General features: G+C 66.6%; 28 protein-coding genes, 1 tRNA gene and 2 pseudogenes. 17 read left to right on the top strand and 14 right to left on the bottom strand.

Annotated features, from left to right (window positions below):
- Positions 1-120: 120 nt before the first annotated feature.
- The 3 genes from PIGHUM_RS10215 to PIGHUM_RS10205 all read left to right on the top strand — a co-directional run bounded on the left by PIGHUM_RS10215 (position 121) and on the right by PIGHUM_RS10205 (position 2389).
- A complete protein-coding gene (locus PIGHUM_RS10215) occupies positions 121-759 on the top strand; it encodes a hypothetical protein (protein WP_124079470.1) in 639 nt (212 codons plus the stop codon).
- A gap of 740 nt (positions 760-1499) precedes the next feature.
- Positions 1500-1928, top strand: a complete 429-nt coding sequence (locus PIGHUM_RS10210) for a DUF4160 domain-containing protein (protein ID WP_124079469.1) — start codon at positions 1500-1502, stop codon at positions 1926-1928.
- Positions 1925-2389 (top strand): DUF2442 domain-containing protein, encoded by a 465-nt coding sequence (locus PIGHUM_RS10205; RefSeq protein WP_124079468.1) that lies wholly within the window; start codon positions 1925-1927, stop codon positions 2387-2389. The genes PIGHUM_RS10210 and PIGHUM_RS10205 overlap by 4 nt, the downstream gene beginning before the upstream one ends.
- 58 nt (positions 2390-2447) lie before the next feature.
- Here PIGHUM_RS10205 and PIGHUM_RS10200 read toward each other — a convergent pair whose 3' ends face one another.
- Positions 2448-3863, bottom strand: coding sequence for an MFS transporter (locus tag PIGHUM_RS10200; protein ID WP_124079467.1), 1416 nt, complete (start codon positions 3861-3863; stop codon positions 2448-2450).
- A 46-nt stretch (positions 3864-3909) separates the two neighbouring features.
- The gene (locus PIGHUM_RS10195; RefSeq protein WP_124079466.1) at positions 3910-4839 is read right to left on the bottom strand and encodes a LysR family transcriptional regulator; all 930 of its coding nucleotides are present in this window, start codon (positions 4837-4839) and stop codon (positions 3910-3912) included.
- A 159-nt stretch (positions 4840-4998) separates the two neighbouring features.
- On the opposite strand from PIGHUM_RS10195, the gene PIGHUM_RS10190 reads away from it, so the two are divergent.
- The 3 genes from PIGHUM_RS10190 to PIGHUM_RS10180 are packed head-to-tail and all read left to right on the top strand — an operon-like array spanning position 4999 to position 8288.
- Positions 4999-5838 (top strand): HTD2 family dehydratase, encoded by an 840-nt coding sequence (locus PIGHUM_RS10190; protein WP_124079465.1) that lies wholly within the window; start codon positions 4999-5001, stop codon positions 5836-5838.
- A 29-nt stretch (positions 5839-5867) separates the two neighbouring features.
- A complete protein-coding gene (locus PIGHUM_RS10185; protein WP_222929243.1) occupies positions 5868-7022 on the top strand; it encodes an acyl-CoA dehydrogenase family protein in 1155 nt (384 codons plus the stop codon).
- 60 nt (positions 7023-7082) lie between these two features.
- Entirely contained in the window at positions 7083-8288 is a 1206-nt protein-coding gene (locus PIGHUM_RS10180; protein ID WP_124079464.1) for a CaiB/BaiF CoA transferase family protein, read from the top strand.
- Positions 8289-8400: 112 nt separating this feature from the next.
- Here PIGHUM_RS10180 and rpmG read toward each other — a convergent pair whose 3' ends face one another.
- The 3 genes from rpmG to radC form a co-directional block, all read right to left on the bottom strand.
- Positions 8401-8568 (bottom strand): 50S ribosomal protein L33, encoded by a 168-nt coding sequence (gene rpmG / locus PIGHUM_RS10175; protein ID WP_124079463.1) that lies wholly within the window; start codon positions 8566-8568, stop codon positions 8401-8403.
- 24 nt (positions 8569-8592) lie between these two features.
- A complete protein-coding gene (gene rpmB, locus PIGHUM_RS10170; protein WP_124079462.1) occupies positions 8593-8829 on the bottom strand; it encodes a 50S ribosomal protein L28 in 237 nt (78 codons plus the stop codon).
- A gap of 292 nt (positions 8830-9121) precedes the next feature.
- On the bottom strand, positions 9122-9814 hold the full coding sequence (gene radC, locus PIGHUM_RS10165) for a RadC family protein (protein WP_124079461.1): 693 nt from the start codon (positions 9812-9814) through the stop codon (positions 9122-9124).
- A 57-nt stretch (positions 9815-9871) separates the two neighbouring features.
- On the opposite strand from radC, the gene PIGHUM_RS10160 reads away from it, so the two are divergent.
- From PIGHUM_RS10160 to PIGHUM_RS24180, 11 genes and pseudogenes are all read left to right on the top strand, one after another.
- Positions 9872-10345 (top strand): FKBP-type peptidyl-prolyl cis-trans isomerase, encoded by a 474-nt coding sequence (locus PIGHUM_RS10160; protein ID WP_124079460.1) that lies wholly within the window; start codon positions 9872-9874, stop codon positions 10343-10345.
- The gene (gene ispH, locus PIGHUM_RS10155) at positions 10345-11295 is read left to right on the top strand and encodes a 4-hydroxy-3-methylbut-2-enyl diphosphate reductase (RefSeq protein ID WP_124079459.1); all 951 of its coding nucleotides are present in this window, start codon (positions 10345-10347) and stop codon (positions 11293-11295) included. The genes PIGHUM_RS10160 and ispH overlap by 1 nt, the downstream gene beginning before the upstream one ends.
- 26 nt (positions 11296-11321) lie before the next feature.
- On the top strand, positions 11322-11966 hold the full coding sequence (gene maiA, locus PIGHUM_RS10150) for a maleylacetoacetate isomerase (protein WP_124079458.1): 645 nt from the start codon (positions 11322-11324) through the stop codon (positions 11964-11966).
- Between the two features lie 118 nt (positions 11967-12084).
- Positions 12085-12160 (top strand) — tRNA-Thr (locus PIGHUM_RS10145).
- Positions 12161-12324: 164 nt separating this feature from the next.
- Positions 12325-13161, top strand: a complete 837-nt coding sequence (locus tag PIGHUM_RS10140; RefSeq protein ID WP_124079457.1) for a universal stress protein — start codon at positions 12325-12327, stop codon at positions 13159-13161.
- A gap of 101 nt (positions 13162-13262) precedes the next feature.
- Positions 13263-14018, top strand: a complete 756-nt coding sequence (locus tag PIGHUM_RS24340; protein ID WP_124079456.1) for an energy transducer TonB — start codon at positions 13263-13265, stop codon at positions 14016-14018.
- Positions 13909-14751 (top strand): MotA/TolQ/ExbB proton channel family protein, encoded by an 843-nt coding sequence (locus PIGHUM_RS10130; protein ID WP_124079455.1) that lies wholly within the window; start codon positions 13909-13911, stop codon positions 14749-14751. The genes PIGHUM_RS24340 and PIGHUM_RS10130 overlap by 110 nt, the downstream gene beginning before the upstream one ends.
- Before the next feature lie 17 nt (positions 14752-14768).
- Positions 14769-15206 (top strand): ExbD/TolR family protein, encoded by a 438-nt coding sequence (locus PIGHUM_RS10125; RefSeq protein WP_124079454.1) that lies wholly within the window; start codon positions 14769-14771, stop codon positions 15204-15206.
- A gap of 146 nt (positions 15207-15352) precedes the next feature.
- Positions 15353-16027 (top strand): response regulator, encoded by a 675-nt coding sequence (locus PIGHUM_RS10120; RefSeq protein WP_124079453.1) that lies wholly within the window; start codon positions 15353-15355, stop codon positions 16025-16027.
- A pseudogene (locus tag PIGHUM_RS24185) lies at positions 16014-16568 on the top strand (sensor histidine kinase N-terminal domain-containing protein); the annotation flags it as partial. The gene PIGHUM_RS10120 and the pseudogene PIGHUM_RS24185, both read left to right, overlap by 14 nt.
- A gap of 3 nt (positions 16569-16571) precedes the next feature.
- Positions 16572-17528 (top strand): annotated as a pseudogene (locus PIGHUM_RS24180) (sensor histidine kinase); the annotation flags it as partial.
- 14 nt (positions 17529-17542) lie between these two features.
- Here the strand turns inward: PIGHUM_RS24180 and fliR are convergent.
- The 9 genes from fliR to fliJ form a co-directional block, all read right to left on the bottom strand.
- Complete coding sequence (gene fliR / locus PIGHUM_RS10110) at positions 17543-18316, bottom strand: flagellar biosynthetic protein FliR (RefSeq protein ID WP_124079451.1); 774 nt, start codon at positions 18314-18316, stop codon at positions 17543-17545.
- 29 nt (positions 18317-18345) lie between these two features.
- Positions 18346-18606 (bottom strand): flagellar biosynthesis protein FliQ, encoded by a 261-nt coding sequence (gene fliQ / locus PIGHUM_RS10105; protein ID WP_124079450.1) that lies wholly within the window; start codon positions 18604-18606, stop codon positions 18346-18348.
- 136 nt (positions 18607-18742) lie between these two features.
- Entirely contained in the window at positions 18743-19495 is a 753-nt protein-coding gene (gene fliP / locus PIGHUM_RS10100) for a flagellar type III secretion system pore protein FliP (RefSeq protein WP_425466704.1), read from the bottom strand.
- Positions 19492-19827 (bottom strand): flagellar biosynthetic protein FliO, encoded by a 336-nt coding sequence (gene fliO, locus PIGHUM_RS10095; protein WP_124079449.1) that lies wholly within the window; start codon positions 19825-19827, stop codon positions 19492-19494. Before fliO ends, fliP begins: the two co-directional genes overlap by 4 nt.
- 8 nt (positions 19828-19835) lie before the next feature.
- Positions 19836-20252 (bottom strand): flagellar motor switch protein FliN, encoded by a 417-nt coding sequence (gene fliN, locus PIGHUM_RS10090; RefSeq protein WP_246013086.1) that lies wholly within the window; start codon positions 20250-20252, stop codon positions 19836-19838.
- The gene (gene fliM, locus PIGHUM_RS10085; RefSeq protein ID WP_124079447.1) at positions 20236-21249 is read right to left on the bottom strand and encodes a flagellar motor switch protein FliM; all 1014 of its coding nucleotides are present in this window, start codon (positions 21247-21249) and stop codon (positions 20236-20238) included. Before fliM ends, fliN begins: the two co-directional genes overlap by 17 nt.
- Positions 21250-21302: 53 nt before the next feature.
- Complete coding sequence (locus PIGHUM_RS10080) at positions 21303-21830, bottom strand: flagellar basal body-associated FliL family protein (RefSeq protein ID WP_160142233.1); 528 nt, start codon at positions 21828-21830, stop codon at positions 21303-21305.
- 174 nt (positions 21831-22004) lie between these two features.
- Positions 22005-23171 carry a flagellar hook-length control protein FliK gene (locus tag PIGHUM_RS10075; RefSeq protein WP_124079445.1) on the bottom strand — a complete coding sequence of 389 codons (1167 nt, stop codon included), beginning with the start codon at positions 23169-23171 and terminating at the stop codon, positions 22005-22007.
- Entirely contained in the window at positions 23168-23623 is a 456-nt protein-coding gene (gene fliJ, locus PIGHUM_RS10070) for a flagellar export protein FliJ (protein ID WP_160142232.1), read from the bottom strand. Before fliJ ends, PIGHUM_RS10075 begins: the two co-directional genes overlap by 4 nt.
- Between the last annotated feature and the right edge of the window lie 13 nt (positions 23624-23636).

The raw sequence follows: 23636 nt of genomic DNA, 5'->3' as shown, positions 1-23636 counted from the left end.
GTACCGCACGTTCACGTACTTCAGGGGAAAACTTGTTGTTCTTGCTCATGGCTCCATTTTCTCAAGAATTGGAGCCTCCTCAAAAACCGGTTCGATTCAAAGCTGATGATTAGCCGAACCATGAGAGCCGACCTGACTGCAGCTATGCGCTTTTTTTCCAAGGCTTGTAGCTACGTTCAGCATGCCGGACTATCCGCCGAAGTGGCTTGGCAGCGCGAAGTGGACTTCGCCGGATTCACAGAATGCGAATTGCTACGAGAGCATGCCTGGGTCACGTTGTGTTCGGGCTTCAGAGAGTCTGCAGTTCGCCGGGCCTTTGATCATGTTTCGCTTTGCTTCTGCGATTGGGAGTCAGCTGAGGCCATCGTATCGGCGGGTGACATCTGCTGCGCGACAGCCGCTTCTTCGTTCGCAAACCGACTCAAGTTGAAGGGTATTTTCTCGGCTGCGAGGTACATCAGCGAAGTCGGGTTTGACGAGTTCAAACAAGCGGTATTGGCTGATCCGATTAACCAACTCCAAAAACTATCGTTCATTGGGCCCATCACCAGCCGGCATCTGGCAAAAAACCTCGGGCTTGATATCGCGAAGCCTGACCGGCACCTGATCCGCTTGTCGGAGCGTCTTGGCTTTCGCAGCGCAGATCACCTCTGTCGAGAACTTGCAGCTACCACTGGCGAACAAGCAAAAGTAATTGATCTCATCGTCTGGCGCTACATCGCCGACAACCCTGAGCAATTGCATGTGCCGTTTGTGTAACTATTGCTCCGGCGGACAACTAGTGACTGTCGGATAGAGTACTTTGCTGGCTCCGCGAGTGACGGGACGGCGATGAACAGCGACCGAGCTACCTGGAGACGAAGAACTAGCAGACGTTGGCCGAATAAGTTCGAATGGCTGCAAGGGATCCAAAACGGACTTTCGTTCATATCCGCTTTCGGCCAGAAGCAGAAGTTTATGAGCGGCAACTCCACAGTTCTCTACTAACCTAGTTTATCGAAAGCAGCCGTTGCTTATCTGTCGATCTACACACTTATCAATACTGCGCCGTCTATCGCCAGAGACGCTGATTTCGGTTGAACTACCCTATAAGCCTGCGATCTTCCCTTATCCCTGCCTTCCCATCGGCGCCATTCATTTCCTCCTCGCATCCCCCCAGGCGACCTTCAGCACAGATTCGCTGCGGCCACTCCAACAAACAAATCGTCACAAGAGCCACACTGAATCGCTCAACAGATCTGCGCATGCCCGCAGCGCGTAGCGCGATAGATCAAGCACAGCGCCATGCTGCTCTGCTCTCCGCTCATTTGGCTGCATTGTGGGAAGGTCTTATTGAGCGAGCGGCCTACACGCAATGCATGCTCTTTCGTGAGTTGAACGACGGTTGCGGAGCATCGGCGGTACTACGTGCTCGGGGGCAGTCGATAGGGCAGAGGTTCTCACTTCTTTGCGTATCGAGATGTACGAGCTATATCGTAAAACCTAACTGTTGGGTTAAAATGAAAGTATGTACGCACAAAGGGCTGACAATTGCCGTCCTGACCAGGAATGAACATTGCCCGCCTCATGTGCATGCTGGTACCGCCGAGTGGGATGCGCGTTTCCTATTCAGCTTTTGGCACAACGGTGTCCGATTGTGGGATGTGGCGCCGGCGCGGAACGAGCCGAATGCTTCCACGCTGGAAGAGTTGCGCCAAGTGCTAAAGCTACCCGAGAACTTGTGCCGAGCGCGCGGACTCTGGTGGGTCAGCCGCCAGACGGTCTGCCTTGATAATCTGCAATGGGATATGGCGGAAGAAGAAGCGGTCAGTTCGAGGGAGCGCAGGCTCGGCGCATGCGACATCTTGTCGGCCCGGTTTGAGGCGCAGGGCTGCCGGACGGTATTGCAGTTGGCCGGACAGCCCGGTTTTTTGGAGATCGAGCTATGAAAACGATCAAGGCGCGGGAATACCGCGGGGAATACAGCGATGAGGTAGTGACTGACGGCGTGCTGGCAAGCGCCATCGCTGCTGGCCATCAGCGGCGGGCTACGCAATTGCACGCTAAGGGTGTCCGTTACTTGCCGGATTTCAAGGCTCTGGCGGTGAGCTTCGAGGATCAGACAGCCGTGTTGCTGCCAGTGGAGCGGTATGAGGAATTGGCCGGCTTGAGTGTGTCCGAGTTGGAGCGTATCGAAGTCGGCTATGGGGGCAGCGCACTTTGCCTGGCCGAACGTGACTTGCACGTCTCCATCGCCGGTCTCGTGTCGGCCAGCAAACCGTTGATGGAATTGGCTGCCACGGTGATTGCCGCGCGCAACGGCCGTCGCACCAGCGCCGCCAAGGCTCTGGCTGCGCGCGAGAATGGTCGCAAAGGCGGTCGGCCGCGCAAGTTAGCTGGCGCGGGTTAGCGAGATGCTTGGTTAGCTGCCCAAGGGCATCTGTCCGCAGAGCCGGTTCAAACCCGCTTCAAACCCGTTTCCCCCGATGCCCACTCATCTCCGCCCCGGCATCCCCCGGCAACCTCCGACACAACCCCACCGCCACCACCCCCAACAACCCCATCGCCACAAACGCCACACTGAAATCACTCAACTGCACCTGCTCATGTCCCAGCGCATACCGCGACAAATCGAGCACCAGCGCCGACAACCCCACCCCCAACGCCATACTGATCTGCTGATTGATACTAGCCAGCGCGGTAGCGGCGCTCATGCGGGCCTGGGGAATGTCGGCATAAACAATGGTGCCGTAGGCATTCATGTGCAAAGAGCGCACGAACCCGCCTATCAGCAGTAGAAGGTAGATCGCCACGACCGACCAACTAGGCCGGAAAGCGCCGCATAGCGCCAGCATGGTGGCCGATAACAGGCCGTTCCAGATCAGTACATTGCGGTAGCCGAAGGCGCGCAGGAAGGGTCTGGAGATGGCTTTCATGACGAGCCCGCCGACGGCGGAGGCGAAGGTGATGGCGCCGCTTTCGGCGGCGGAGAGGCCGAAGCCGAGCTGCAGCATGAGCGGCATGAGGAAGGGGAAGCCGCCGTAGGCGACGCGGTAGAGCAGGCCGCCGGTGAGCGCGACGTGGAAGGTGGGGATGCGCATTAGGCTGAAGTCGAGCAGGGGCGCGGGGTGGCGGCGACTGTGCCAGCGGTAGAGGGCGGCGCAGCCGGCCGCGGCGGCGAGCAGCAGGAAGGCGGTGGAGCGGGCGCCGCCGTGGCCGAGGTTTTCCAGGCCGACGACGAGGCTGGCCAGGCAGGCGCCCGATAGCACGAAACCGATGTAATCCAGCGGCGCGGTCGGGCCGTCGCTGGGGACGTTGGGGATGTGGCGAGTGACCATGACGATGCCGGCCAGGCCGATGGGGACGTTGATGTAGAAGATCCAGTGCCAGGAGAGGTAGGTGGTCAGGAAGCCGCCGATGAGCGGGCCGATGGCCGGGCCGACCATGGCCGGGAAGAGGACCCAGGACATGGCGGCGACGAGCTGGGATTTTTCTACGGAGCGCAGCAGCACCAGGCGGCCGACGGGCACCATGAGGGCGCCACTGGCGCCCTGCAGCAGGCGCGCGCCGATCAGCCACGGCAGGTTCTGGGCCAGGCCGCACAGGATGGAGCTGAGCACGAACAGGGCGATGGCGGCGCGGAAGGTGTTGCGCGTGCCGAAGCGGTCGGCCACTTTGCCGCTGAGCGGGATGAATACCGCCAGGCTTAGCACATAGGCGGTCATGGCGAAGTTCATGCGCACGGGGTCCGCGCCCAGGGATTCGGCCATGGCGGGCAGGGCGGTGGCGATGATGGTGGAGTCGAGCTGCTCCATGAAGAAGGCGCTGGCGACGATGAGGGCGACGAGGCGGTAGCTGCCTTGCGGCAGCGGGCTGGCGGTCATGGGGAGGAGTCTCTTGTGCGGGGCGTGCCGGTCGGGCCTGGCGATTTTAGTCTCCCGCGCCGGCCGCCGGGGTGCCGGCCGCGCCGCCCGCGCGCTGGCCCAGCGCCAGCACGTCGTCGATGAGCGCGCGCACGCAGGCGGGCAGGGCGTCGCGTTCGCGTACCAGTAGGCTGCGTTCGCGCACCGCCCAGGGCTCGTCCAGCGCGACGATGGCCAGGTCCATGGTGCGGCGGTGGCGCAGGGCCGCCGATTCGGGCGCCACGCCTATGCCGACGCCGGCTTCGATCATGCGGCACATGGCTTCGAAGCCCGAGACCTGGATGCGCAGGACCAGGTTCTGTTCTTTGACCTGTTCGCGCAGGAAGGCGAGCAGCGTGCTGCCGTCGTGCAGGCCGATGTGCGGGTAGCGCAGCGTGTCGGCCAGCCGGACCCGCTTGCGGCGCGCCAGCGGATGCCCGGCCGGCACGGCGAGCGCGAGCCGGTCGGTGCTGAAGTGCAGGCGCTGCAGGCCGGGCGCATCGACCGGGCCGGCGACGACGCCCAGGTCGGTCGAGCCGTCCATGACGCCGCGGATGATGTCGCGCGTCAGCCGCTCCTGCAGGTCGACGGTGACGCCCGGGCGCGCGGCGAGGTAGCGCGCCAGCACCCCGGGCATGAATTCGGTCACCGCGGTGGTGTTGGCGTAGATGCGGATGTGGCCGGTCGCGCCGGAACCGCCGTCGGCGAATTCGCTCTTGAGCAGATCGACCTGGCGCATGATCTGGCGCGCGTGTTCGAGCAGGCGGCGGCCGGCCAGCGTCAGCTCGATGCCGCGGCTGTTGCGATACAGCAGCCGGGCCGACAGCTGTGCCTCCAGCGCCTTGATGCGGGCGCTGGCGGCGGCCAGCGAGAGATGGGCCTGGCGCGCGCCCTGGGTCAGGCTGGGCGCTTCGGCCACGTGGATGAAGAGGCGCAGGTCGGCCAGGTCGAAGTGCATGGTGCGATCCGGGAGGTTCTTGGCGCGTAGGCGTTCGGTTTGGCAGAAGGAAGGTTACAGCAAATCAAAATTTACAGAAGGCGGGCGGAGGCGCATGCTTGCCCCATTGCCAACCACGAAAGCGCCCGCCGGCCTGGCCATGGGCACGGGCCCGACAGCATGAATAGCCCCGCGATAAGTCCCAGCGAATGGGAGGGCCGGACCGAGACCTCGGCCGACCAGATCAGCCATCAACTCGCACGCCGCATCGCGGCCACGCTGGGCCAGCCGGCGCCCGCCCCGGGCGAGGCGCTGCCCGAGCTATGGCATTGGGCCTATTTCCAGGATCCCGTGCCGGCCGCTGGGCTGGGTTCGGACGGTCATCCGGCGCGCGGCGGCTTTTTGCCTCCAGCCGAAGGGCGCCAGCGCATGTGGGCGGGCGGCCGGGTGGATTTCATCCGGCCGCTGGTGGTGGGGGAAGATGCCGAGCGCCGTTCCACCATCCAGTCCGTCTCGGAGAAGCAGGGCCGCACGGGTGGCTTGCTGTTCGTCACGGTCCGGCACGACATCGTCCAGCATGGGCAGCTTGCCGTGCGCGAGGAGCAGGACATCGTCTACCGCGAGCCCGCGCCGCCGCGAACCGCCGATGCCGAACCGCTGCCGCAGGCCGGCTGGTCGGAGACGGCCGTGCCCGATGCGACCCTGCTGTTCCGCTATTCGGCCGTGACTTTCAACGGCCACCGCATCCACTACGACTGGCCCTATGCCACCGGCGAAGAGGGCTATGCCGGCCTGGTGGTGCACGGACCCTTGATCGCCACGCTGCTGGTCTCGGCGTTCGTGCGCGCGAACCCCGGGCTGCGGCCCGCGCGCCTGGCTTATCGCGGCGTGCGCCCGGTGATTTGCCCCACGCCGTTCGAGGCGGCCGGCTGCCTGTCGGGCGAGGGGCGGGCACAATTGTGGGCCGCCAATGCGGATGGCGCGATCCAGCGCGCCGAACTGGACTACGTGGCGCGCTGACGCACGCCCGATCGACGGAGACGCCCGACGTGCAGCAAGCAGGCTATGACGATATCCGCGAAGGCGTGCGCGCCTTGTGCGCGCACTATGACGGCGCCTACTGGCGCAAGGTCGATGAGGCCCGAGGCTTTCCCGAGGCGTTCGTGCATGCGCTGACCGAGGCCGGCTGGCTGAGCGCGATGATTCCCGCCGAATACGGCGGCTCCGGCCTGGGCTTGTCCGAAGCCTCGGTGATCCTGGAGGAAATCAATCGCTGCGGCGGCAACTCGGGCACCGTCCACGGGCAGATGTACAACCTCTTCACGCTGGTGCGCAACGGTTCGGCCGCGCAGAAGGACTACTACCTGCCGCGTCTGGCCAGCGGCGAGTTGCGCCTGCAGTCCATGGGCGTGACCGAACCGACGACGGGCACCGATACCACGCGCATCAAGACCACGGCGGTGCGGCGCGGCGACCGCTACGTGATCAACGGCCAGAAGGTGTGGATCTCGCGCGTGCAGCACTCCGACCTGATGATCCTGCTGGCGCGCACCACGCCGCTGGTGGAAGTCGTCAAGAAGACCGAAGGCATGTCGATCTTCCTGGTGGACCTGCGCGAGGCGATCGGCCACGGCATGGAGGTGCGCCCCATCGCCAATATGGTCAACCACGAGACCAACGAACTCTTCTTCGACAACCTGGAGCTGCCGGCCGACAGCCTGATCGGCGAGGAAGGCAAGGGCTTTCGCTACATCCTCGACGGCCTGAACGCCGAACGCACGCTGATCGCCGCCGAGTGCATCGGCGACGGCCGCTGGTTCATCGAGAAAGCCACCGGCTACGCGCGCGAGCGGCAGGTATTCGGCCGTCCCATCGGCCAGAACCAGGGCGTGCAGTTTCCCATCGCCGAGGCGCACATCGAGGTGGAAGCGGCCGACCTGATGCGCTGGCGCGCCTGCGGCGAGTACGACGGCGGGCAGCCCGCCGGGGCCAGCGCCAACATGGCCAAGTACCTGGCGGCAAAGGCGTCGTGGGAGGCGGCCAACGTCTGCCTGCAGACCCATGGCGGCTTCGGCTTCGCGTGCGAGTACGACGTCGAGCGCAAATTCCGCGAGACGCGGCTCTACCAGGTCGCGCCGATTTCGACCAATCTCATTCTGTCCTACGTGGCCGAGCATTTGCTGGGGCTGCCTCGCTCTTTCTGAGCCGCGCGGGATGTCCGCGTTCCACCGTTGCCGCGATTGCGATTCCAGGACGATAGCGCCATGACCGCACCTGTTTCCTCTTCGCCCCGTCCTCTGGACGGCGTGACCGTCGTCAGCCTCGAGCACGCGATCGCGGCGCCGTTCTGCACGCGCCAGCTTGCCGACCTGGGGGCGCGGGTGATCAAGATCGAACGGCCCGGCAGCGGCGATTTCGCGCGCGGCTACGATGAACGCGTGCGCGGGTTGTCCTCGCACTTCGTCTGGACCAACCGCTCGAAGGAAAGCCTGGCGCTGGACCTGAAGCACGAAGGCGCGGGCGAGGTGCTGGGGCGCCTGCTTGCCCAGGCCGACGTGCTGGTGCAAAACCTGGCTCCGGGCGCGGCGGCCCGTCTGGGCTTGTCGTACGAGGCGCTGCGCGAGCGCTTTCCGCGTCTGATCGTGTGCGATATCTCCGGCTACGGCGACAGCGGACCCTATCGGGACAAGAAGGCCTACGACCTGTTGATCCAGAGCGAGGGCGGCTTCGTCTCCGTGACGGGCACCCCCGAAGAACCGTGCAAGGCGGGCGCCTCGGTGGCCGACATCTCGGCGGGCATGTATGCCTATTCGAACATCCTGGCCGCGTTGATGCTCCGGAATCGTACGGGAAAAGGCAGCCGCGTCGAGGTGTCCATGCTCGAGAGCATGGTCGAGTGGATGGGCTATCCCATGTATTACGCCTTCGACGGCGCGCCGCCTCCGCCGCGTGCCGCGGCGGCGCATGCCACCATTTATCCCTACGGGCCTTTTCCGGCCGGGGATGGCGGAGTCGTGATGCTGGGCCTACAGAACGAGCGCGAGTGGCAGGTGTTCTGCGCGGCCGTGCTGGAGCAGCCGGGGCTCGTCCGCGATGCACGGTTCGAGAGCAATTCGCGCCGCACCGCGCACCGGGCCGAATTGCGCCAGCTCATCGTCGAGGCCTTCGCCGGCATGCGCGCGGACGAGGTCATCGGGCGGCTGGAAGACGCCGGCATCGCCAACGCGCGGGTCAACGACATGGCGGGCGTCTGGGCACATCCGCAGTTGGCGGCGCGCGAAAGGTGGACCCAGGTGGACAGCCCGGTCGGGCCGCTGCCCGCGCTGCTGCCGCCGGGCGCCAGCAGCGCCTATGCGCCGCGCATGGACGCCGTGCCCGCATTGGGCGGCCATACCCGCACCGTGCTCGCCGCCCTGGGCTACGGCGATGCCGAGATCGACGCCTTGCAGGCGGCCGGCGTGGTCGCTTGATCCGAGCTGCCCGGAGAAAACAAACACCCCGCAGCCCCGGCGTGGCGCCGGGGCTGCGGGGTGCGAATAAGGCTGGCGGCGAAGGCGAAAACCGGCGCCGCGCCAGGCTGAATTACTTCAGCTTGGTTTCCTTGTAGTCCACGTGCTTGCGCGCGACCGGATCGAACTTCTTGATCAGCATCTTTTCCGGGGTGGTGCGCTTGTTCTTGGACGTGGTGTAGAAGTGCCCGGTGCCGGCGGTCGACTCGAGCTTGATCTTTTCGCGAATACCCTTGGCCATGGTGTGCTCCTGTGGATCCGGTGATTAAACGGCTTCGCCGCGGGCGCGCAGGTCGGCCAGGACGGACTCGATGCCGTTCTTGTCGATGGTGCGCAGGGCGTTGGTGCTGACGCGCAGGCGGACCCAGCGGTTTTCGCTTTCGACCCAGAACTTGCGATATTGCAGGTTCGGCAGGAAGCGGCGCTTGGTCTTGTTGTTGGCGTGGGAAACGTTGTTGCCCACGATCGGGCCTTTACCGGTAACTTGACATACTCGTGCCATGGCGACACCTCTTCTATTCTATTGCGTGAATTCGGGATACGGATCCGGGGTCGGCCGTGCCGTACGTACCCCGAGTTTCTAGCGTGTTTCTCTGGCGTGTTCGGCCATGGATGCCGCCTTGGCTGCGCACGAATACTTCAATGCGCCAAGGGTAACGCCGTAAAGCTCGCAAGAATAGCACGGGAAAGGGCGGTTTTTCAAGCCAAAGATGGCTTTGTCGACAGACGCGTTGCGCGGCGGCCGCGGCCCCCGGACGGGGAGGGCGCCGGCCCTTGCGCGATTTTCCCATGGGCTACAGCAGGCCGCGTTCGGCCAGCGAGGTGGTCCGTCCGCCCGCCACGATGATGTGATCCAGCAGCCGCACGTCCACCAGCGACAGCGCCCCGCGCACGTGGCGGGTCAGGTGTTCGTCGGCCTGGCTGGGGTCGGCGTTCCCGGAAGGGTGATTATGCGCCAGGATGACCGCCGCGGCATGGAGGCGCAGCGCGGCCCGCACGATCTCGCGCGGGTAGACCGCGGCCTGGCTGAGCGTGCCTTGCGACAGCATTTCGCTGGCGATGAGGCGGTTGCGGGCATCCAGGTAGAGCGCGAGGCAGCATTCGATGTGAAGGTGCGAGAGCGCGGTGGCGCAATAGCGCCGCACGTCGGCGGGGTTGCTCAGCGCGTCGCCCCGGCGCATGGTTTCGTCCAGCTCGCGCCGCGCCAGTTCCAGGATGGCCTGCAGCTGGCTGGCCTTGGCCGCGCCCAGGCCGGGCACGCGGCGCAGGTCGTCGCGCGAGGCCGCGAACAGCCCGCGCAGGCCGCCGAACTCCGCCAGCAGCCGCCGGCCCAGTTCGATCGCGTTGCAGCCGCGTGTGCCGGTGCGCAGCAGCACGGCGAGCAATTCGGCGTCGGTCAGCACCGCCGGTCCGTGGCGCAGCAGGCGTTCGCGCGGGCGTTCGTCGGGAGGCAGGGCGGTCTGTAAGGAAGTCGTGGCAGCGGGCATGGCGTCGAGGCAGGTAAAATCAGGTGTTTGCGCACAGCATCGACACGGTGACACATCTTGGCTTCCGCTTCTTCCTCCCCGCTTCAGGTTGTCCGTGAGGACTCCTACGTAACGCTGCACTACCGCATTTCGCTCGCATCGGGCGAGGGGGAGGGGCAGGTGTTCGTCGATACCTTCACCGGCCGCCCCGCCACGCTGCAACTCGGTTCCGGCCAGTGGGCGCCGGGCATGGAGCAGGAACTGGTCGGCCACGCCGAAGGCGAGACCTTTTCGTTCATGCTGGCGCCCGCCCAGGCCTACGGCGACCGCAATCCCGAGCTGATCCAGCGCATCACGCTGGCCATGCTGCGCGAACACGCCGGCGACGAGACCTTCGAGCCCGGCGACCTGGTGGAATTCGCCGCCCCCAACGGCGGCCGGTATTCGGGCGTGTTCAAGGAGCAGGGCGCCGACTACGCGCTGTTCGACTTCAACCACCCGCTGGCCGGCTCGGCCCTCAAGGTGGACGTCGCCTTGCTCGGAGTGCTGTGATGGCGCAGGCGCCCAAGGAAGTGGTCCTGGCGCAGCCGCGCGGATTCTGCGCCGGCGTGGACCGCGCGATCGATATCGTCGAGCGCGCCCTGGAGCTCTTCGGCGCGCCGATCTACGTGCGCCACGAGATCGTCCACAACCGCTACGTGGTCCAGGACCTGAAGACCAAGGGCGCCATCTTCATCAAGGAACTGGACGAGGCGCCGGCCGGATCGACCGTGGTGTTCTCGGCGCACGGCGTGCCCCGCTCGGTGCGCAGCGAGGCCGAGCGGCGCGGGCTGCAGGTGTTCGACGCCACCTGTCCCCTCGTCACCAAGGTCCACGTCGAGGTGTCCAAGATGCGCGCCGCGGGCAACGAGATCGTCATGATCGGCCACAAGGGCCATCCCGAGGTCGAAGGCACGCTGGGCCAGGCCGACGGCGGCATGTACCTGGTGGAAACGGTGGAAGACGTCGCGGCGCTGCAGGTCGCCGATCCGGACAAGCTCGCCTATGTCACCCAGACCACGCTGTCCGTCGACGATGCGGCGCAGGTGGCGGCGGCGCTCAAGGCGCGCTTTCCCGGCATCGCCGAGCCCAAGAAAAGCGACATCTGCTATGCCACGCAGAATCGCCAGGACGCCGTCAAGGTCATGGCGCCCGAGTGCGACCTCGTGCTGGTGGTGGGCAGCGTCAACAGCTCCAATTCCAACCGGCTGCGCGAAGTGGCCGAGCGCAAGGGCGTGCCCGCCTATCTGATCGACGGCGCTTCCGACATCGACCCGGCCTGGCTGGAAGGCCGCTCGCGCGTCGGCGTCACCGCCGGGGCTTCCGCGCCCGACGTCCTGGTGCAGCAGGTCATCGCCCGCCTGAAAGAGCTGGGCGCGGCCTCGGTGCGCACGCTCGCAGGTGCCGAAGAGGGCGTCGCCTTTCCGCTGCCCAAGGGCTTGTCGAGGAATGTCCGCCTCTAGGGCGGGGCCTCTCCAGAGGAGTCTCCATGCGTCTTCATAGCTACTTCCGCAGTTCCGCTTCCTATCGTGTGCGCATCGCGCTGGCCCTGAAGGGCCTGCCGTATGAATATGCTGCCGTCCATCTGCTCAAGGACGGCGGACAGCAATTGCAGCCGCAATTCCGCCAGCTCAGTCCCGACGCGCTGGTGCCCGTGCTGGAGGACGGCGGCCAGGCGCTGACGCAATCGCTGGCCATCATCGAATACCTGGAAGAAACCCACCCGGAGCCGGCCCTGCTGCCTGCCACGCCGGTCGAACGCGCCCGCGTGCGTGCGCTGGCCCTGGGCATCGCCTGCGACATCCATCCCCTCAACAACCTGCGCGTGCTGAAATACCTGAAAAAGCCGCTGGGCATCGAACAGGAAGGGCGCGACGAGTGGTATCGCCATTGGGTGCAGAGCGGGCTCGCGGCGCTCGAGCGCGCGCTGGCCGACTCGCCCCACACCGGCCTGTGCTGCCACGGCGACACACCCACCCTGGCCGACCTGTGCCTGGTCCCGCAGGTCTACAACGCGCGCCGCCTCAAGTCCGACCTGAGCGCCATGCCTACCGTGGTCCGCGTGGCGGATTACTGCGCGTCGCTGCCCGCGTTCGAGGCGGCGCACCCCGACAGGCAGCCGGATGCGGAGTGAGGCAGCCGCAGCTTGCCGGAAAGATTTGAATCTTGCCGGGAAATTTTGCTAGAATAGCGGGCTAGCTTGAACAGCAAGCCGCGCGGTTCGCGGAAAAAAGTTCAGGCGCAAGGTTTACGCCGGCATAGCTCAGTTGGTAGAGCAGCGCATTCGTAATGCGAAGGTCGGGGGTTCGACTCCTCTTGCCGGCACCAATACCCTAAACCCCCAACAGCCTCGTGTTGTTGGGGGTTTTGTTTTTCTAGTTGATTTGCATCAAGAGACTGTATCGGCGTTGTTCATGGCGAGCCCGGTTCGTGTCACGATAAGCAGACGCGATTAAGAATCAACAATCCTGGGATCGAGAGGGACTGCCAGCATGGGCGATACCTGTAGCATCTTGCTTGCCACCGACCTGAGTCCGCGCTGCGACCGGGCGCTGGACCGCGCCATTGCGATCGCGCGCCGGCGCCGCTGCAAGCTGGTCGTCCTGCATGTGATCGAAGAGCCCGCGCTCGCCGAGCGCCTGATGGCGCAGCGCAGCCGCGACGCCGATGCCGCCGGCGCCGAGCGTCTCTTGCGCGACATCGTCGGCGAGACCGACGTGCCCGTCGAACTCGTGCTGGAGTCCGGCAATCCGGTCGAGCGGATCCGCGAAACGGCGCGCGTGCGGCAATGCGACCTGATCGTGACCGGCACGGCGCGCCAGGAAACCCTGGGCCGCCTGCTGCTCGGTTCTACCGTCGAGAAGCTGGCGCGGGAATCGACCCTCCCCGTCCTGATCGTCAAGCAGCGGCCGCATCGCGCCTATGGCCAGGTGGTGGCCGCCTCGGATTTTTCGGAAGGCGCCCGCCAGGCGATGAATGCCGCGCGCGCTTTTTTTGCCGATGCGCAGCTCACCCTGCTGCACGCCTACCCGACGCTGCGGGCCGATCCGGACGCGGGCGAATTGGCGCAGGCGCGCAAGCAGGCCGAGCAGGCGGCCAACGCTTTCGTCGCCGGCAATGTTGCGCAGCTGTCACAATCGGTGCGGCTGGTCATGCAGCATGGCATGCCCGAGGCGGTGGTGCCCGAGTACGTGCGCGCCCACGGCGCGGACCTGCTGGTGGTGGGCACGCACGGCCATACGGGCCTGCTGCGCACGGCGCTGGGCAGCGTGGCCGAACGCCTGATCTATCTCACTCCGTGCGATGCGCTGATCGTCCGGACCGTTTAGGCCGCGGCGATAGATGCGGCGCGCCGACCGTCTTAACTGCGAATCACTCGCATTTGTGATATCGTGACGGTCGTTATTGGTCAGCAACGCGATTCATCCGAATGAGTGCCACCTCGCATTGGAATACGCCGGCCTCCGCCAGGCTGCGCGTTTGCGCTGGCGCGGCGGTGGTCATCTTGCATGCGGCGGTGGTGGGCGCCATCCTGATCGTCAAGTCCGAGCCCCAGCCGGTCAAGCCGGTCGAGACCGTAGAGGTCAGGTTCGTCGAAATCGCTCCTCAGGTCCAGGTGGCGGCCGCGCCGCCCGCTCCCACGCCTCCCGCACCCAAGCCCGAACCTCCCAAGCCTGAGCCCCCCAAGCCCAAACCCCAGCCTAAACCGAAGCCCAAGCCACCGCCCAAGCCGGTTCCGGCCCCGCCCGAGCCCGCGCCGCCGTCCGAGACCGCGATCTCCGATCCCGTTCCGGAACCCGAGCCAGCGCCCGCGCCGGCTCCGGCCTCGTCTGCGCAGGCCAGCGGCAAGCCCGACGCTTCCGAGCGCACCGCCTCGCCGCAGGCGCCGGTGTCCTCCGAGCCCAAGCTGGTCGGCCGCATCGAGTACCTGGGCGATCCGCCCATGCCCGACTACCCCCGCACGTCCAAGCGGCTGGGCGAACAAGGCAAGGTCCTGGTGCGCCTGCTGATCAACACCAGCGGGCGGGTCGACCAGGCATCGCTGGAAAAATCCTCCGGCTTCTCGCGCCTGGACGATGCGGCCCTCGAGGCCGCCAGGCGCGGACGTTTCAAACCCTATACCGAGAACGGCGTGGCGATCGCCGCCATTGCGATCGTTCCGTTCGATTTCACCCTCAGGAACTGACATGAATGAACTCCCGAGCCTGGGCTTTGCGCACTTCATCTACCAGACCGACGCGCTGGGCAAGGTGCTCTTCGCCATCCTGGTGCTGATGTCGCTGGCGACCTGGTACCTGATCATCGTCAAGGCCATTGCGAACATGCGTTCGCGCCGGCAGGGCGAGACTTTCCTCCAGCACTTCTGGAACGCCACCTCGCTCGAGGCGGTCGACCGCGAGATCACCACGCACGGGGCCAACGATCCCTTTTCGCACTTGACCAGCCATGCCATGTACGCTCGCCAGCACCATGCCAAGTTCGGCGTGGCCAAGCTGGAAGAGGCCGGCTCGCAGGCCGATTTCGTCACGCGCACGATGCGCAAGGTGATCGACGAGGAAACCTCCAAGCTCGAGAACGGCCTGACGGTGCTGGCCTCGGTCGGCTCGACCGCGCCCTTCGTCGGCCTGTTCGGCACGGTGTGGGGCGTCTACCACGCACTGGTGGCCATCGGCCAGGGCGGCGGCGCGACCATCGACCGCATCGCCGGCCCGGTGGGCGAGGCGCTGATCATGACCGGCCTGGGCCTGGCCGTGGCCATCCCGGCCGTGCTGGCCTACAACTTCTTCACCCGCAGCAACCGCGTGCTGCTCGCCCGCCTGGACGCTTTCGCGCACGACTTGTTCGCGTTCCTGACCACCGGCCAGCAGATCGTGACCGACGGCAACGTGCGGGCGCTCAAGGGCAAGGCCGCCGAATAAGGCGTAAGGAGTCTTCCATGGCTTTTGGCAGTTTCAACAGCGGCGCAGGAGCCGGAGCGCCGCAGTCCGAGATCAACATGGTGCCGCTCATCGACGTGATGCTGGTGCTGCTGGTGATCTTCATCATCACGGCGCCGCTGCTGTCGCATGCCGTGCGCATCGACGTCCCGCAGGCGACCTCTGCGCCGGTCGACAACGATCCGGCCAAGATCGACCTCGCTATCGACGCCGAAGGCAAAGTGTTCTGGAACGATGCGCCCGTCCTGCTCGAAGACCTGCCCGACCGTTTCGCCAGCGCCTCCAAGCAGGAACCGCAGCCGGAACTGCACCTGCGCGCCGACAAGGCCACGCGCTACGAAGTGCTCGCGCAGATCATGGCCGACGCCTCCCGCACCGGCCTGAAACGCATCGGTTTCGTCAGCACGCCGGAAGGTAATTCCCCCCCTGCGCGCTAACGCGCGCGCCCCAGGGGGCGAAGCGGGTGGACCGGCAGAGCCGGATCCACCGCTTCCCGGGTCTGTAAAAGGGCGGCTTGTTGGGGTTTCGTATACTCTAGCAATCTCCGTCCATTGGAGCGCCGGTTCCCCCGGCGCTTTGTCGCATGCGTGTATTGGTTGTCGAAGACGATGCCACCCTGGGTGGCGCCCTGACCGAGTTCCTGGGCGACCAGGGTTATGCCGTCGATCACGTCTCCAGCGGCGAGCGCGCCTCGGCCGCCTTGTCCAGCCAGACCTACGACCTGGTCCTGCTCGACTTGAATCTGCCGGGCGAAGACGGGCTGACCGTGCTGCGGCGGCTGCGCGCCAATGAGAACGCCGTGCCGGTGCTGATCCTGACGGCGCGCGACGCGCTGGAAGACCGGGTGGCCGGCCTGGACGCCGGAGCCGACGACTACGTCACCAAGCCGTTCGAGCTGCCCGAACTGGCGGCGCGCGTGCGCGCGCTGATCCGGCGCCGCGCCGGCCAGGTCAGCCCGGTCATGGAGGTGGGCGCGCTCAGCTTCGATACCGTGGGCCGCGAGCTGCGCGTCTATGGCGAACGGGTATCGCTGTCGGTGCGCGAACTGTCCGTGCTCGAGATGCTGATGGTTCGCGCCGGTAGGGTGGTGACCAAGCGCCAGATCGTCAATTCGTTGTCGGCCTGGGACGCCGATTTCAGCGAAAACGCCGTCGAGGTGTATATCTACCGCCTGCGCAAGCGGCTGGAGAAAGCCGGCGTCAGCATCCAGACGGTGCGCGGCTTCGGATATCTCCTCGAGTCCGATGCCGCAGCGTGAGGCATCGCCGGGCCAGGCGGGGCGGGTCTTGCACCGGCGTTCGCTGGCCTGGCACCTGCTGATCAGGCTGCTGCCCGCGGTATTGCTGCTGGCGGCGATGGACAGCGTGGTCACGTTCGTGCTCACGCGCAAGCTCAACAATCACTCCCACGACCGCGCGCTGATTGACATGACGCGCGCGCTGGCGCACCAGGTCGTCATGACGCCGCAGGGCCCGCAGCTCGACCCTTCCTGGAATACCACGCGCTTTCTGACCATGGATCCGGAAGAGCGCACCTATTTCCGCATCAGCGTGGATGGCCAGGTGATCGCCGGACGCGCCGACCTGGGGCCGCCGCCCGCGATGCCCGAACCCGACGAAACCGACGAGGAAGAGGCGGATGCGCCCGCCAGCCTGCTCGACCGCATCGGCAAGGCGGTGCCGACCATCTACGACGCGGTGGTGGAGGAACTGCCGGTACGCGCCGTCGCGCTGGATTTCAGCTTCGAGGACTACGCGGTCGAGGTGGCGATGGGAGAAACGCTCAATACCCGCAACCGTTTCGTCGACGAGGTCCTGTCGGTCCTGGTCGCCGGCCAGCTGCTGCTGATCGTGCTGCTCGGCTTCGTGATCGTGGCCGCGGTGCGCTCGGGGCTGGAGTCGGTCAGCAAATTGTCCGATGAAATCGAAAGCCGCAGTATCGACGACCTGCAGCCCATTGGCGGCGAAGACGTGCCCAGCGAATTGACGCTGCTGATCGCCAAGACCAACTCGCTGCTGGCGCGCGTAGGCCAGGCGGTGGCCGCGCAGCGCCGCTTCATCGGCCACGCGGCCCATCAACTGCGTACGCCGCTCAGCGGCCTGAAGCTCGAATCGGAGCTGATGCTGGCGCGGCCGCTGCCCGACGACGTGCGCCAGCGCGCCGAACGTATCAAGGCCGCCACCGACCGCATGATCCGGCTGGGCGAGCAATTGCTGGTGCTGGCGCGGATCGAGGCCAACGTCCGCCCGCGCGATGCCTTTACGCGCCTGGACCTGACCGAGCTGACCCGGGAAAGCGGCGCGCAATGGGTGCCTGCGGCCCGCCATGCCAACGTGGACATCGTGCTGGTGGCGCCCGATGATCCGGTGTGGGTCGACGGCGACGTCGTGCTGCTGGAACAACTGCTGGGCAACTTGGTCGACAATGCCATCCGCTACCTGGGCCGTCCCGGCCAGATCGTGCTGCGCGTGATCGATTCGCCGCCCAGCCTGGTGGTGGAAGACGACGGCCCGGGAATCCACGCGGAAGACCGTGCCCGGGTCTTCGATGCGTTCTACCGCGCCAAGGATTCGCTGGTGGGCGGATCGGGACTGGGCCTGGCCATCGTCAAGGAAATCGCCGAAGCGCACGGAGCCCACTGGGACCTGCGCAGCCGGCCGGAATTCGGCGGCACCCGGATCAGCCTCGTGTTCCCCGGGCCGCGCATAGGCGCGGACCTGAGCCGCTTCCGCCACCTCCGCGACGGCGCGGTCTGGTAACGCCCCGGCCCGGCCTAGGGTACGACGGCGCTCTTGAAGTAGGGCACCGCGATGCCGACGATGCGCTCGGTGGGGCCGGACAGCACGCTGAGCGTCAGCCACAGCACGGCCAGCCCGGCCAGCAGCGTCACGGCAAAGCCCAGGTTGAAGATGTTGAGCTGCGGGGCGCTGCGCGAAACGAAGCCGAGCGCGATATTGATCGACAGAATCGCCGCGAGCACCGGCAGCGCGATCTGCAGGCCGCTGGCGAACATGACGGCGCCCAGGTCGGCCAGCCGCATCCAATCCAGGTTGTCCAGCGGATGCGGCGAGATCGGAATGATGCGGAAGCTCTCGCCCAGCGCCAGCAACAGGGTCAGGTGGCCGTCGGTGGACAGGAAGGCGAGCATGGCGCACAGCATGAAGAAAGTGCCCAGCAAGGGCGAGGGCGCGCCGCGCTGCGGATCGAGGAACGAGGCGAAGCCCAGCCCCATCTGCAGGCCGACGAGGTCGCCGGCCAGTTCGAAGGCGGCGAAGACGGCGCGCAGGCCGAAGCCCATGGCCGCGCCGACGATGATCTGCTGCAACAGCAGCAGCATGCCGGCGGCGGAAAACGCATCGACCGGCTGGGCCGGAATGCCGGGGGCCACCAGCAGCGAGATCAGCAGCGCCAGTCCTATCTTGACGCGCTGCGGCACCGCGCGGTGGCCGAACACCGGCGCGGTCTGGATGAGCGCCAGCGTGCGCACGAACGGCCACAGCAAGGCGGCGATTGCCGCATGCACCTGGGCGTCGGTCACGCTGAGCATGGCAGGGCTCCTTTTAGCGTGAACAGGCCCTAGCCCAGCATGAAGGGGATGTTCTCGAACAGGCGCCGGATGTAATCCGTCATCATCGACAGCATCCAGGGGCCGGCGATCAGCGCCGCCGCGAAGATCGCCACCAGCTTGGGCACGAACGAGAGCGTCATCTCGTTGATTTGCGTCGCGGCCTGCAGGACGCTGATGACCAGCCCGACGGCGAGCGCCGACAGCAGCAGCGGCGCGGCCAGGTAGATGGCAATTTGCACGGCCTCTTGGGCCAAGGGCATTGGAGTCATCGGCCCCCTCCTACGCGCTTCGCGCGCCCTCCAGGGGGCGATGCGGGCGGACCGGCAAAGCCGGATCCGCCGCATCCTGGGGTCGAGCCGGGATGTGGTGGCGAGCGGTAGCAATGAAGGAAGGAATCGGGAAGCATTATCTGAAGCTGGCCACCAGGCTGGCGATGAGGAGGTTCCAGCCGTCGGCCATGACGAAGAGCATGAGCTTGAAGGGCAGCGAGATCAGGACGGGTGAGAGCATCATCATGCCCATGGACATCAGGACGCTGGAGACCACCAGGTCGATGACCAGGAACGGCAGGAACACCATGAAGCCGATCTGGAAGGCGGTCTTGAGTTCGCTGGTGGCGAAGGCGGGCACGACGACGCGCAGCGGCAGCTGGGCGGGCTCGGAGACGGCGGGAGTCTCGGCCAGGCGCATGAACAGGGCCAGGTCGGATTCGCGCGTCTGCCTGAGCATGAACTCCTTGAGCGGCGCCTGGGCCTTGTCCAGGGCCTGCGGGAAATCGAGTTCCTGGCGGTCGAAGGGCTGGTAGGCTTCGGTATAGACGCGGTCGAAGGTGGGCGTCATGATGAAGAAGGTCATGAACAGCGCCAGGCCGACCAGCACCATGTTGGGCGGCGAGCCCTGCAGACCGAGCGCGCTGCGCAGCAGCGACAGCACGATGATGATGCGGGTGAAGCCCGTCATCATCAGCAGCACCGCGGGCAGGAAGCTCAGCGCCGACAGCACCATCAGCGTCTGCAGCGACAGCGACCAGGTCGTGCCGCCGCCGGGCGAAGGCGACGCGGTCAGCGCGGGAATGCCGGCCTGCTGGGCGTGCGCCTGGGCCACGGCCAGCAACAGCAGCACGAGCGCGGCCAGCGCGTGGAGCGAACGGCGCATCATGGCTTGCCGAAGCGCGCCAGCAGCGCGCGGAAATCGGGGCGTGCCGCGTCGGCTGGGCCGTCGGCCGGCGCGTCGTCTTCCTGGCGGGGCAGCACGGCGAGCTGGCGCACGTTGCCGGATGCGACGCCGGTGACGATCCAGGTGTCGCCGATCTCGACCAGCACGATGCGTTCGCGCGCTCCGACCATCAACTGGCCGCGCACGCGCAAGGGATTGGAGGCGCCGCCCTGGGGCCGCTGCACGCGCCGCAGCACCCAGGCGCACGCGACGATCAGCGCCAGCACGGCAATCAGCGCCAGCACGGTCTGGGCGTAGGAAGTGGAAGACATCATGCGGCGGATCAGCGGTTCAGGCGGCGCAGCCGTTCGGAGGGGGTGACGATGTCGGTGAGCCGGATGCCGAACTTGTCATTGACCACGACCACTTCGCCTTGCGCGATCAGGCAGCCGTTGACCAGCACGTCCATGGGCTCGCCCGCCATGCCGTCCAGCTCCACCACCGAGCCCTGCGCCAGTTGGAGGATCTGCTTGATGGGGATGCGCGTGCGTCCCAGTTCCACGGTCAGGGTGACCGGGATGTCCATGATGATTTCGATGTCGTTGGCCATCTTGGGCGGCGCGGCGGCGCTGCCGCTGAACGACTCGAACAATTCGTCGGCGGGGCGGGCGGCGTCGGCCTGGGCCCGCGATTGCTCGGCGAGCGCGGCGGCCCAGTCGTCCTCGGCGGGCTCGGACGGGCGCTCAGGATCCGCTTGCATTCTCATCTCCTAGATTGTTTTCCGATTGCAGCGTGGCCAGCACCTTGCCGATGCGGATCGCGTATTGCCCGTTGCTCGTGCCGACCTTGCAGTCGAAAATGGGGACGCCGTCCACATAGGCAGGCAGCATCGGCGCGATGTCCAGGGGGATGACGTCGCCTTCTTTCATATTGAGCAGGTCGCGCAGGACCAGTTCGGTCTCGCCCAGGTTGACGACCATTTCGACGTCGGCCAGCTGGATCTGCTTGGAGAGCATGCGCAGCCAGCGCTTGTCGGGCTCCATCTGGTCGCCCTGGACCGGACTGTACAGCGCATCGCGGATGGGCTCCACCGAGGCGTACGGAAAACAGATGTGAAGTTCGCCGCCCGACGAGCCGAACTCGATCGAGAAGCTCGAGCAGACGACGATCTCGGACGGCGTGGCGATATTGGCGAACTGCGTGTGCATTTCGGCGCGCTGGTACTCGAAATGCATGGGGTGGACCGCGGCCCAGGCCTTGGCGTATTCGTCCAGCACGACGCTCAGCATGCGCTGGATGATGCGCTGCTCGGTGGGCGTGAAATCGCGCCCTTCCACGCGCGTATGGAAGCGGCCGTCGCCGCCGAACAGGTTGTCGATGACGGCGAACACCAGGCGCGGCTCGAAAATGAACAGCGCATTGCCGCGCAGCGGCTTGAGCGACACGATGTTCAGGTTGGTCGGGACCACCAGGTTGCGCAGGAACTCGCTGTACTTGACGAGCTTGACCGGCCCGACCGAGATCTCGGGGTTGCGCCGCAGGAAATTGAACAGCCCGGCCCGCAGCAGCCGGCCGAAGCGGTCGTGGATGATCTCCAGCGACGGCATGCGGCCGCGGACGATGCGCTCCTGCTTGGCGAGGTTGTACGGGCGTATGCCCCCCTCCGGCTCGTCGTCCTGCGGGCGTTCGTCCTGTTCGCCCGTGACGCCGCGCAACAGGGCGTCGACTTCGTCCTGGGAAAGGAATTCACCGGCCATGGGCGTTCCGGGCGGGGGCGGCTGGATGCGTCATCGACGTCGAGGCACCGGCTTCACTGGATGACGAAGCCGGAGAAATGCGCGGCATAGATGCCGGACTGGTACTCGGGCGCGATGTATTTGCGGGCGATGTCCACGATCTGCACGGCTAGGCGCTGCTTGCCCTGCAGCGTGCCGAGCTCGTCCACGGTCTTGGAGGTCAGCAGCATCAGGATCTCGCTGCGTACCGGCGGAATCACGGCATTGAAGGCGGCCGCGGTTTTGGCGTCGCCGAGTTCGAGCACCACGCCGACCTGGACGAAGCGGTCGCGGTCGCGCTCGGCCAGGTTGGCCGTGAACATTTCCAGCGCGCTGAAGACGTGCTTGCCCGCGTTGGATAGCGGCGGGGGCGCCGGCTCGGCGACTTGTTCCTGTTCGGAAGAGGGGCCGCCCGCATAGCCATAGCTCTCGAAGCTGGCGAGCTGCTTGTTGTGGATCAGCAGCATGGCGGCCATGCCGGCGATCACGATCAGCAGGACCAGCCCACCGAGGACGATGAGCCAGGTCCTGGTGCGCTTGACGGGAATGGCGGCCTCGGCCATGAACGACTTCTCCGGAAACTTGAAAAAGGATGGGCAAGCCATCCCCGGTGTGGATTATCGATGGAAGTAACGGCAGCGATCGGTGGAAAAACAGGGGAAATCGGGCGGTTACCCGTGCAAGCGCCGATTTGCCGGTACGGCGCGATGCCGCGCGGAGGGTGCCGCGGGCGGGCTTTAGGCGTAGGCGTCGAGCAGCCGGTCGCCGGAGCGCCGCGGGATTTGGGCCTCCACGGAGGAAGCGGCCGAGGCGTGTCCTGCCGCTGCGCCGTCGCCGGACGCCCCCCGGGCGGACCGCCCGGCCGGCTCATCGAATTGCCGGGCCTGGCTGAAACCCTGTTGCTCGCTGCCCACGGAGGCCTGGCCCAGGCTCAGACCGCCGGCCTGGAGCGCGTCCTTCAGGCCGGGCAGGGCGCTTTCCAGCGCCTGCCTGGTCGCCTCGTGGTTGCTGCCGAACGCGACGTTGGCAATGTCGCCGTCCAGCCGCAGGTGAATGGTGATGGGGCCCAATGCGTCCGGGTCGACGCGCAACTGCGCAGCCTGCAGATTGCCCGCCGCCATCCAGCGCAGCGCGCCGTCGATGCGCTCCTGCAGCGCGCCCTGCTGCAGCGGCGTGGGCGCGCCCGGTGCGCTCGGCAGGTCGATGCGCGGGGAGCTTGCGTGCGTGTGCGCGATGCCGTTCACGGGGACCGTGGCCGTATCCTGCAGCACGCCGGGAGCGGGGCGGGGCTCGGCGGCGGGGGCCGCCTGCGCCGCACCCGGCACGGCTGGCGCGGCTGGAACGGCAGACGCGCGTTCGCTGGCCGGGGCGGGCTGCCTGGATGCCGGCTCGACATCGTCCGAGCGCGCGGCCACGGCCTTGGCCGCGTTGCCGGCTCCGCGCGGCGGCGTGATGCCGGCGGCCAGGCCGGGCTGGGGAGCCGCGCCTTGGACCGGCCCGGCCTGGGCGGCATCGGTCGAGGCCAGGTCGACAGGCTGGCTCGCCGCCGGATCGGACGGCAGCAGCGCGTCCGCGGCCTCGCCATCGGCAGCGGGCTCCAGGCCTGCGGCAGACGTTCCTGGAGGCACGGCGGCCGGTACGTAGGCGGCCCACTGCGCGAGCCACTCCATGCCTGCCGGCGCATCCTGTCCGTCTTCGCCGGCAGGGCGGTCTTGCGGGTCTTGCCCGTCCGCGGCAGACGCCTGCTCCCGCCGCTCCGCGGCAGGCTGGCGTGCCCGGCCGGCGTCGGCCAGGGCCTTGTCGAAGCCGTTCGCGCCATCGTCCCGTCCGGGAGGTGCTGGCTGGGCAGCCGGTAGGACCGGAGAGGCGGGCACGGCCGCCTGGGTGGAAGGCAGGGCGCTCACAGTGCGTATCCCGTGGCGGGTCCGAAGCTGCGGCGCGCCGCGAATTCGTCCACCTGCTTCTGCAGCAGCTTGGCCTGCGCCGCGTCCTGGCGCTGGGCTTCCCGCTGGGCGAGGATCTCCAGCGACTTGAGTTTGCGTTCCTCTTCGAAGAAGGCCGCGCGCGTGGCGTTCAAGTGCTGTTCGCAGCGCGCCACCTCCTGATTCTGCTGCTCGACGGCATCGCTCAACTGCCGGATGAAGCGGGTGTAGTTGCCGATCAGCGTTCCGTCCAGCCCCGCGCCGGCCTGGTCGCGCATGCGGGTTTCGTAGTCGGCCCGGTAGTTCTCGATCAGCGTGAGCCGTTCGCGGGCGTGCGAGTGCGCGGCGGCGGCCTGGGCGAATTCCTGGGCGGCCTTGTTCTTGCGGCCTTGCGCCAGGTCGATCAGCGTGGAGAGCGTCGCGGAGGAGGTCATGGTGGAGAGTTTC

Source organism: Pigmentiphaga humi (assembly GCF_900606115.1).
Taxonomy (GTDB): domain Bacteria; phylum Pseudomonadota; class Gammaproteobacteria; order Burkholderiales; family Burkholderiaceae_B; genus Pigmentiphaga; species Pigmentiphaga humi.
Note: the sequence above shows the minus strand (reverse complement) of the source record. Positions and strands in the feature narration are given on the sequence as shown.

Coding starts and splice junctions, on each gene's coding strand:
- PIGHUM_RS10190 (WP_124079465.1), top strand. CDS start 4,999: ATGAATAGCCCCGCGATAAGTCCCAGCGAATGGGAGGGCCGGACCGAG.
- fliP (WP_425466704.1), bottom strand. CDS start 19,495: ATGATGCGCCGTTCGCTCCACGCGCTGGCCGCGCTCGTGCTGCTGTTG.
- PIGHUM_RS10205 (WP_124079468.1), top strand. CDS start 1,925: ATGAAAACGATCAAGGCGCGGGAATACCGCGGGGAATACAGCGATGAG.
- PIGHUM_RS10140 (WP_124079457.1), top strand. CDS start 12,325: ATGGGCGATACCTGTAGCATCTTGCTTGCCACCGACCTGAGTCCGCGC.
- PIGHUM_RS10195 (WP_124079466.1), bottom strand. CDS start 4,839: ATGCACTTCGACCTGGCCGACCTGCGCCTCTTCATCCACGTGGCCGAA.
- fliQ (WP_124079450.1), bottom strand. CDS start 18,606: ATGACTCCAATGCCCTTGGCCCAAGAGGCCGTGCAAATTGCCATCTAC.
- PIGHUM_RS10200 (WP_124079467.1), bottom strand. CDS start 3,863: ATGACCGCCAGCCCGCTGCCGCAAGGCAGCTACCGCCTCGTCGCCCTC.
- maiA (WP_124079458.1), top strand. CDS start 11,322: ATGCGTCTTCATAGCTACTTCCGCAGTTCCGCTTCCTATCGTGTGCGC.
- fliJ (WP_160142232.1), bottom strand. CDS start 23,623: ATGACCTCCTCCGCGACGCTCTCCACGCTGATCGACCTGGCGCAAGGC.
- PIGHUM_RS24340 (WP_124079456.1), top strand. CDS start 13,263: ATGAGTGCCACCTCGCATTGGAATACGCCGGCCTCCGCCAGGCTGCGC.
- PIGHUM_RS10130 (WP_124079455.1), top strand. CDS start 13,909: ATGCGGCCCTCGAGGCCGCCAGGCGCGGACGTTTCAAACCCTATACCG.
- PIGHUM_RS10210 (WP_124079469.1), top strand. CDS start 1,500: ATGAAAGTATGTACGCACAAAGGGCTGACAATTGCCGTCCTGACCAGG.
- fliM (WP_124079447.1), bottom strand. CDS start 21,249: ATGGCCGGTGAATTCCTTTCCCAGGACGAAGTCGACGCCCTGTTGCGC.
- fliO (WP_124079449.1), bottom strand. CDS start 19,827: ATGATGTCTTCCACTTCCTACGCCCAGACCGTGCTGGCGCTGATTGCC.
- rpmB (WP_124079462.1), bottom strand. CDS start 8,829: ATGGCACGAGTATGTCAAGTTACCGGTAAAGGCCCGATCGTGGGCAAC.
- rpmG (WP_124079463.1), bottom strand. CDS start 8,568: ATGGCCAAGGGTATTCGCGAAAAGATCAAGCTCGAGTCGACCGCCGGC.
- PIGHUM_RS10080 (WP_160142233.1), bottom strand. CDS start 21,830: ATGGCCGAGGCCGCCATTCCCGTCAAGCGCACCAGGACCTGGCTCATC.
- PIGHUM_RS10125 (WP_124079454.1), top strand. CDS start 14,769: ATGGCTTTTGGCAGTTTCAACAGCGGCGCAGGAGCCGGAGCGCCGCAG.
- PIGHUM_RS10215 (WP_124079470.1), top strand. CDS start 121: ATGAGAGCCGACCTGACTGCAGCTATGCGCTTTTTTTCCAAGGCTTGT.
- fliN (WP_246013086.1), bottom strand. CDS start 20,252: ATGCAAGCGGATCCTGAGCGCCCGTCCGAGCCCGCCGAGGACGACTGG.
- fliR (WP_124079451.1), bottom strand. CDS start 18,316: ATGCTCAGCGTGACCGACGCCCAGGTGCATGCGGCAATCGCCGCCTTG.
- ispH (WP_124079459.1), top strand. CDS start 10,345: ATGGCGCAGGCGCCCAAGGAAGTGGTCCTGGCGCAGCCGCGCGGATTC.
- PIGHUM_RS10180 (WP_124079464.1), top strand. CDS start 7,083: ATGACCGCACCTGTTTCCTCTTCGCCCCGTCCTCTGGACGGCGTGACC.
- radC (WP_124079461.1), bottom strand. CDS start 9,814: ATGCCCGCTGCCACGACTTCCTTACAGACCGCCCTGCCTCCCGACGAA.
- PIGHUM_RS10120 (WP_124079453.1), top strand. CDS start 15,353: ATGCGTGTATTGGTTGTCGAAGACGATGCCACCCTGGGTGGCGCCCTG.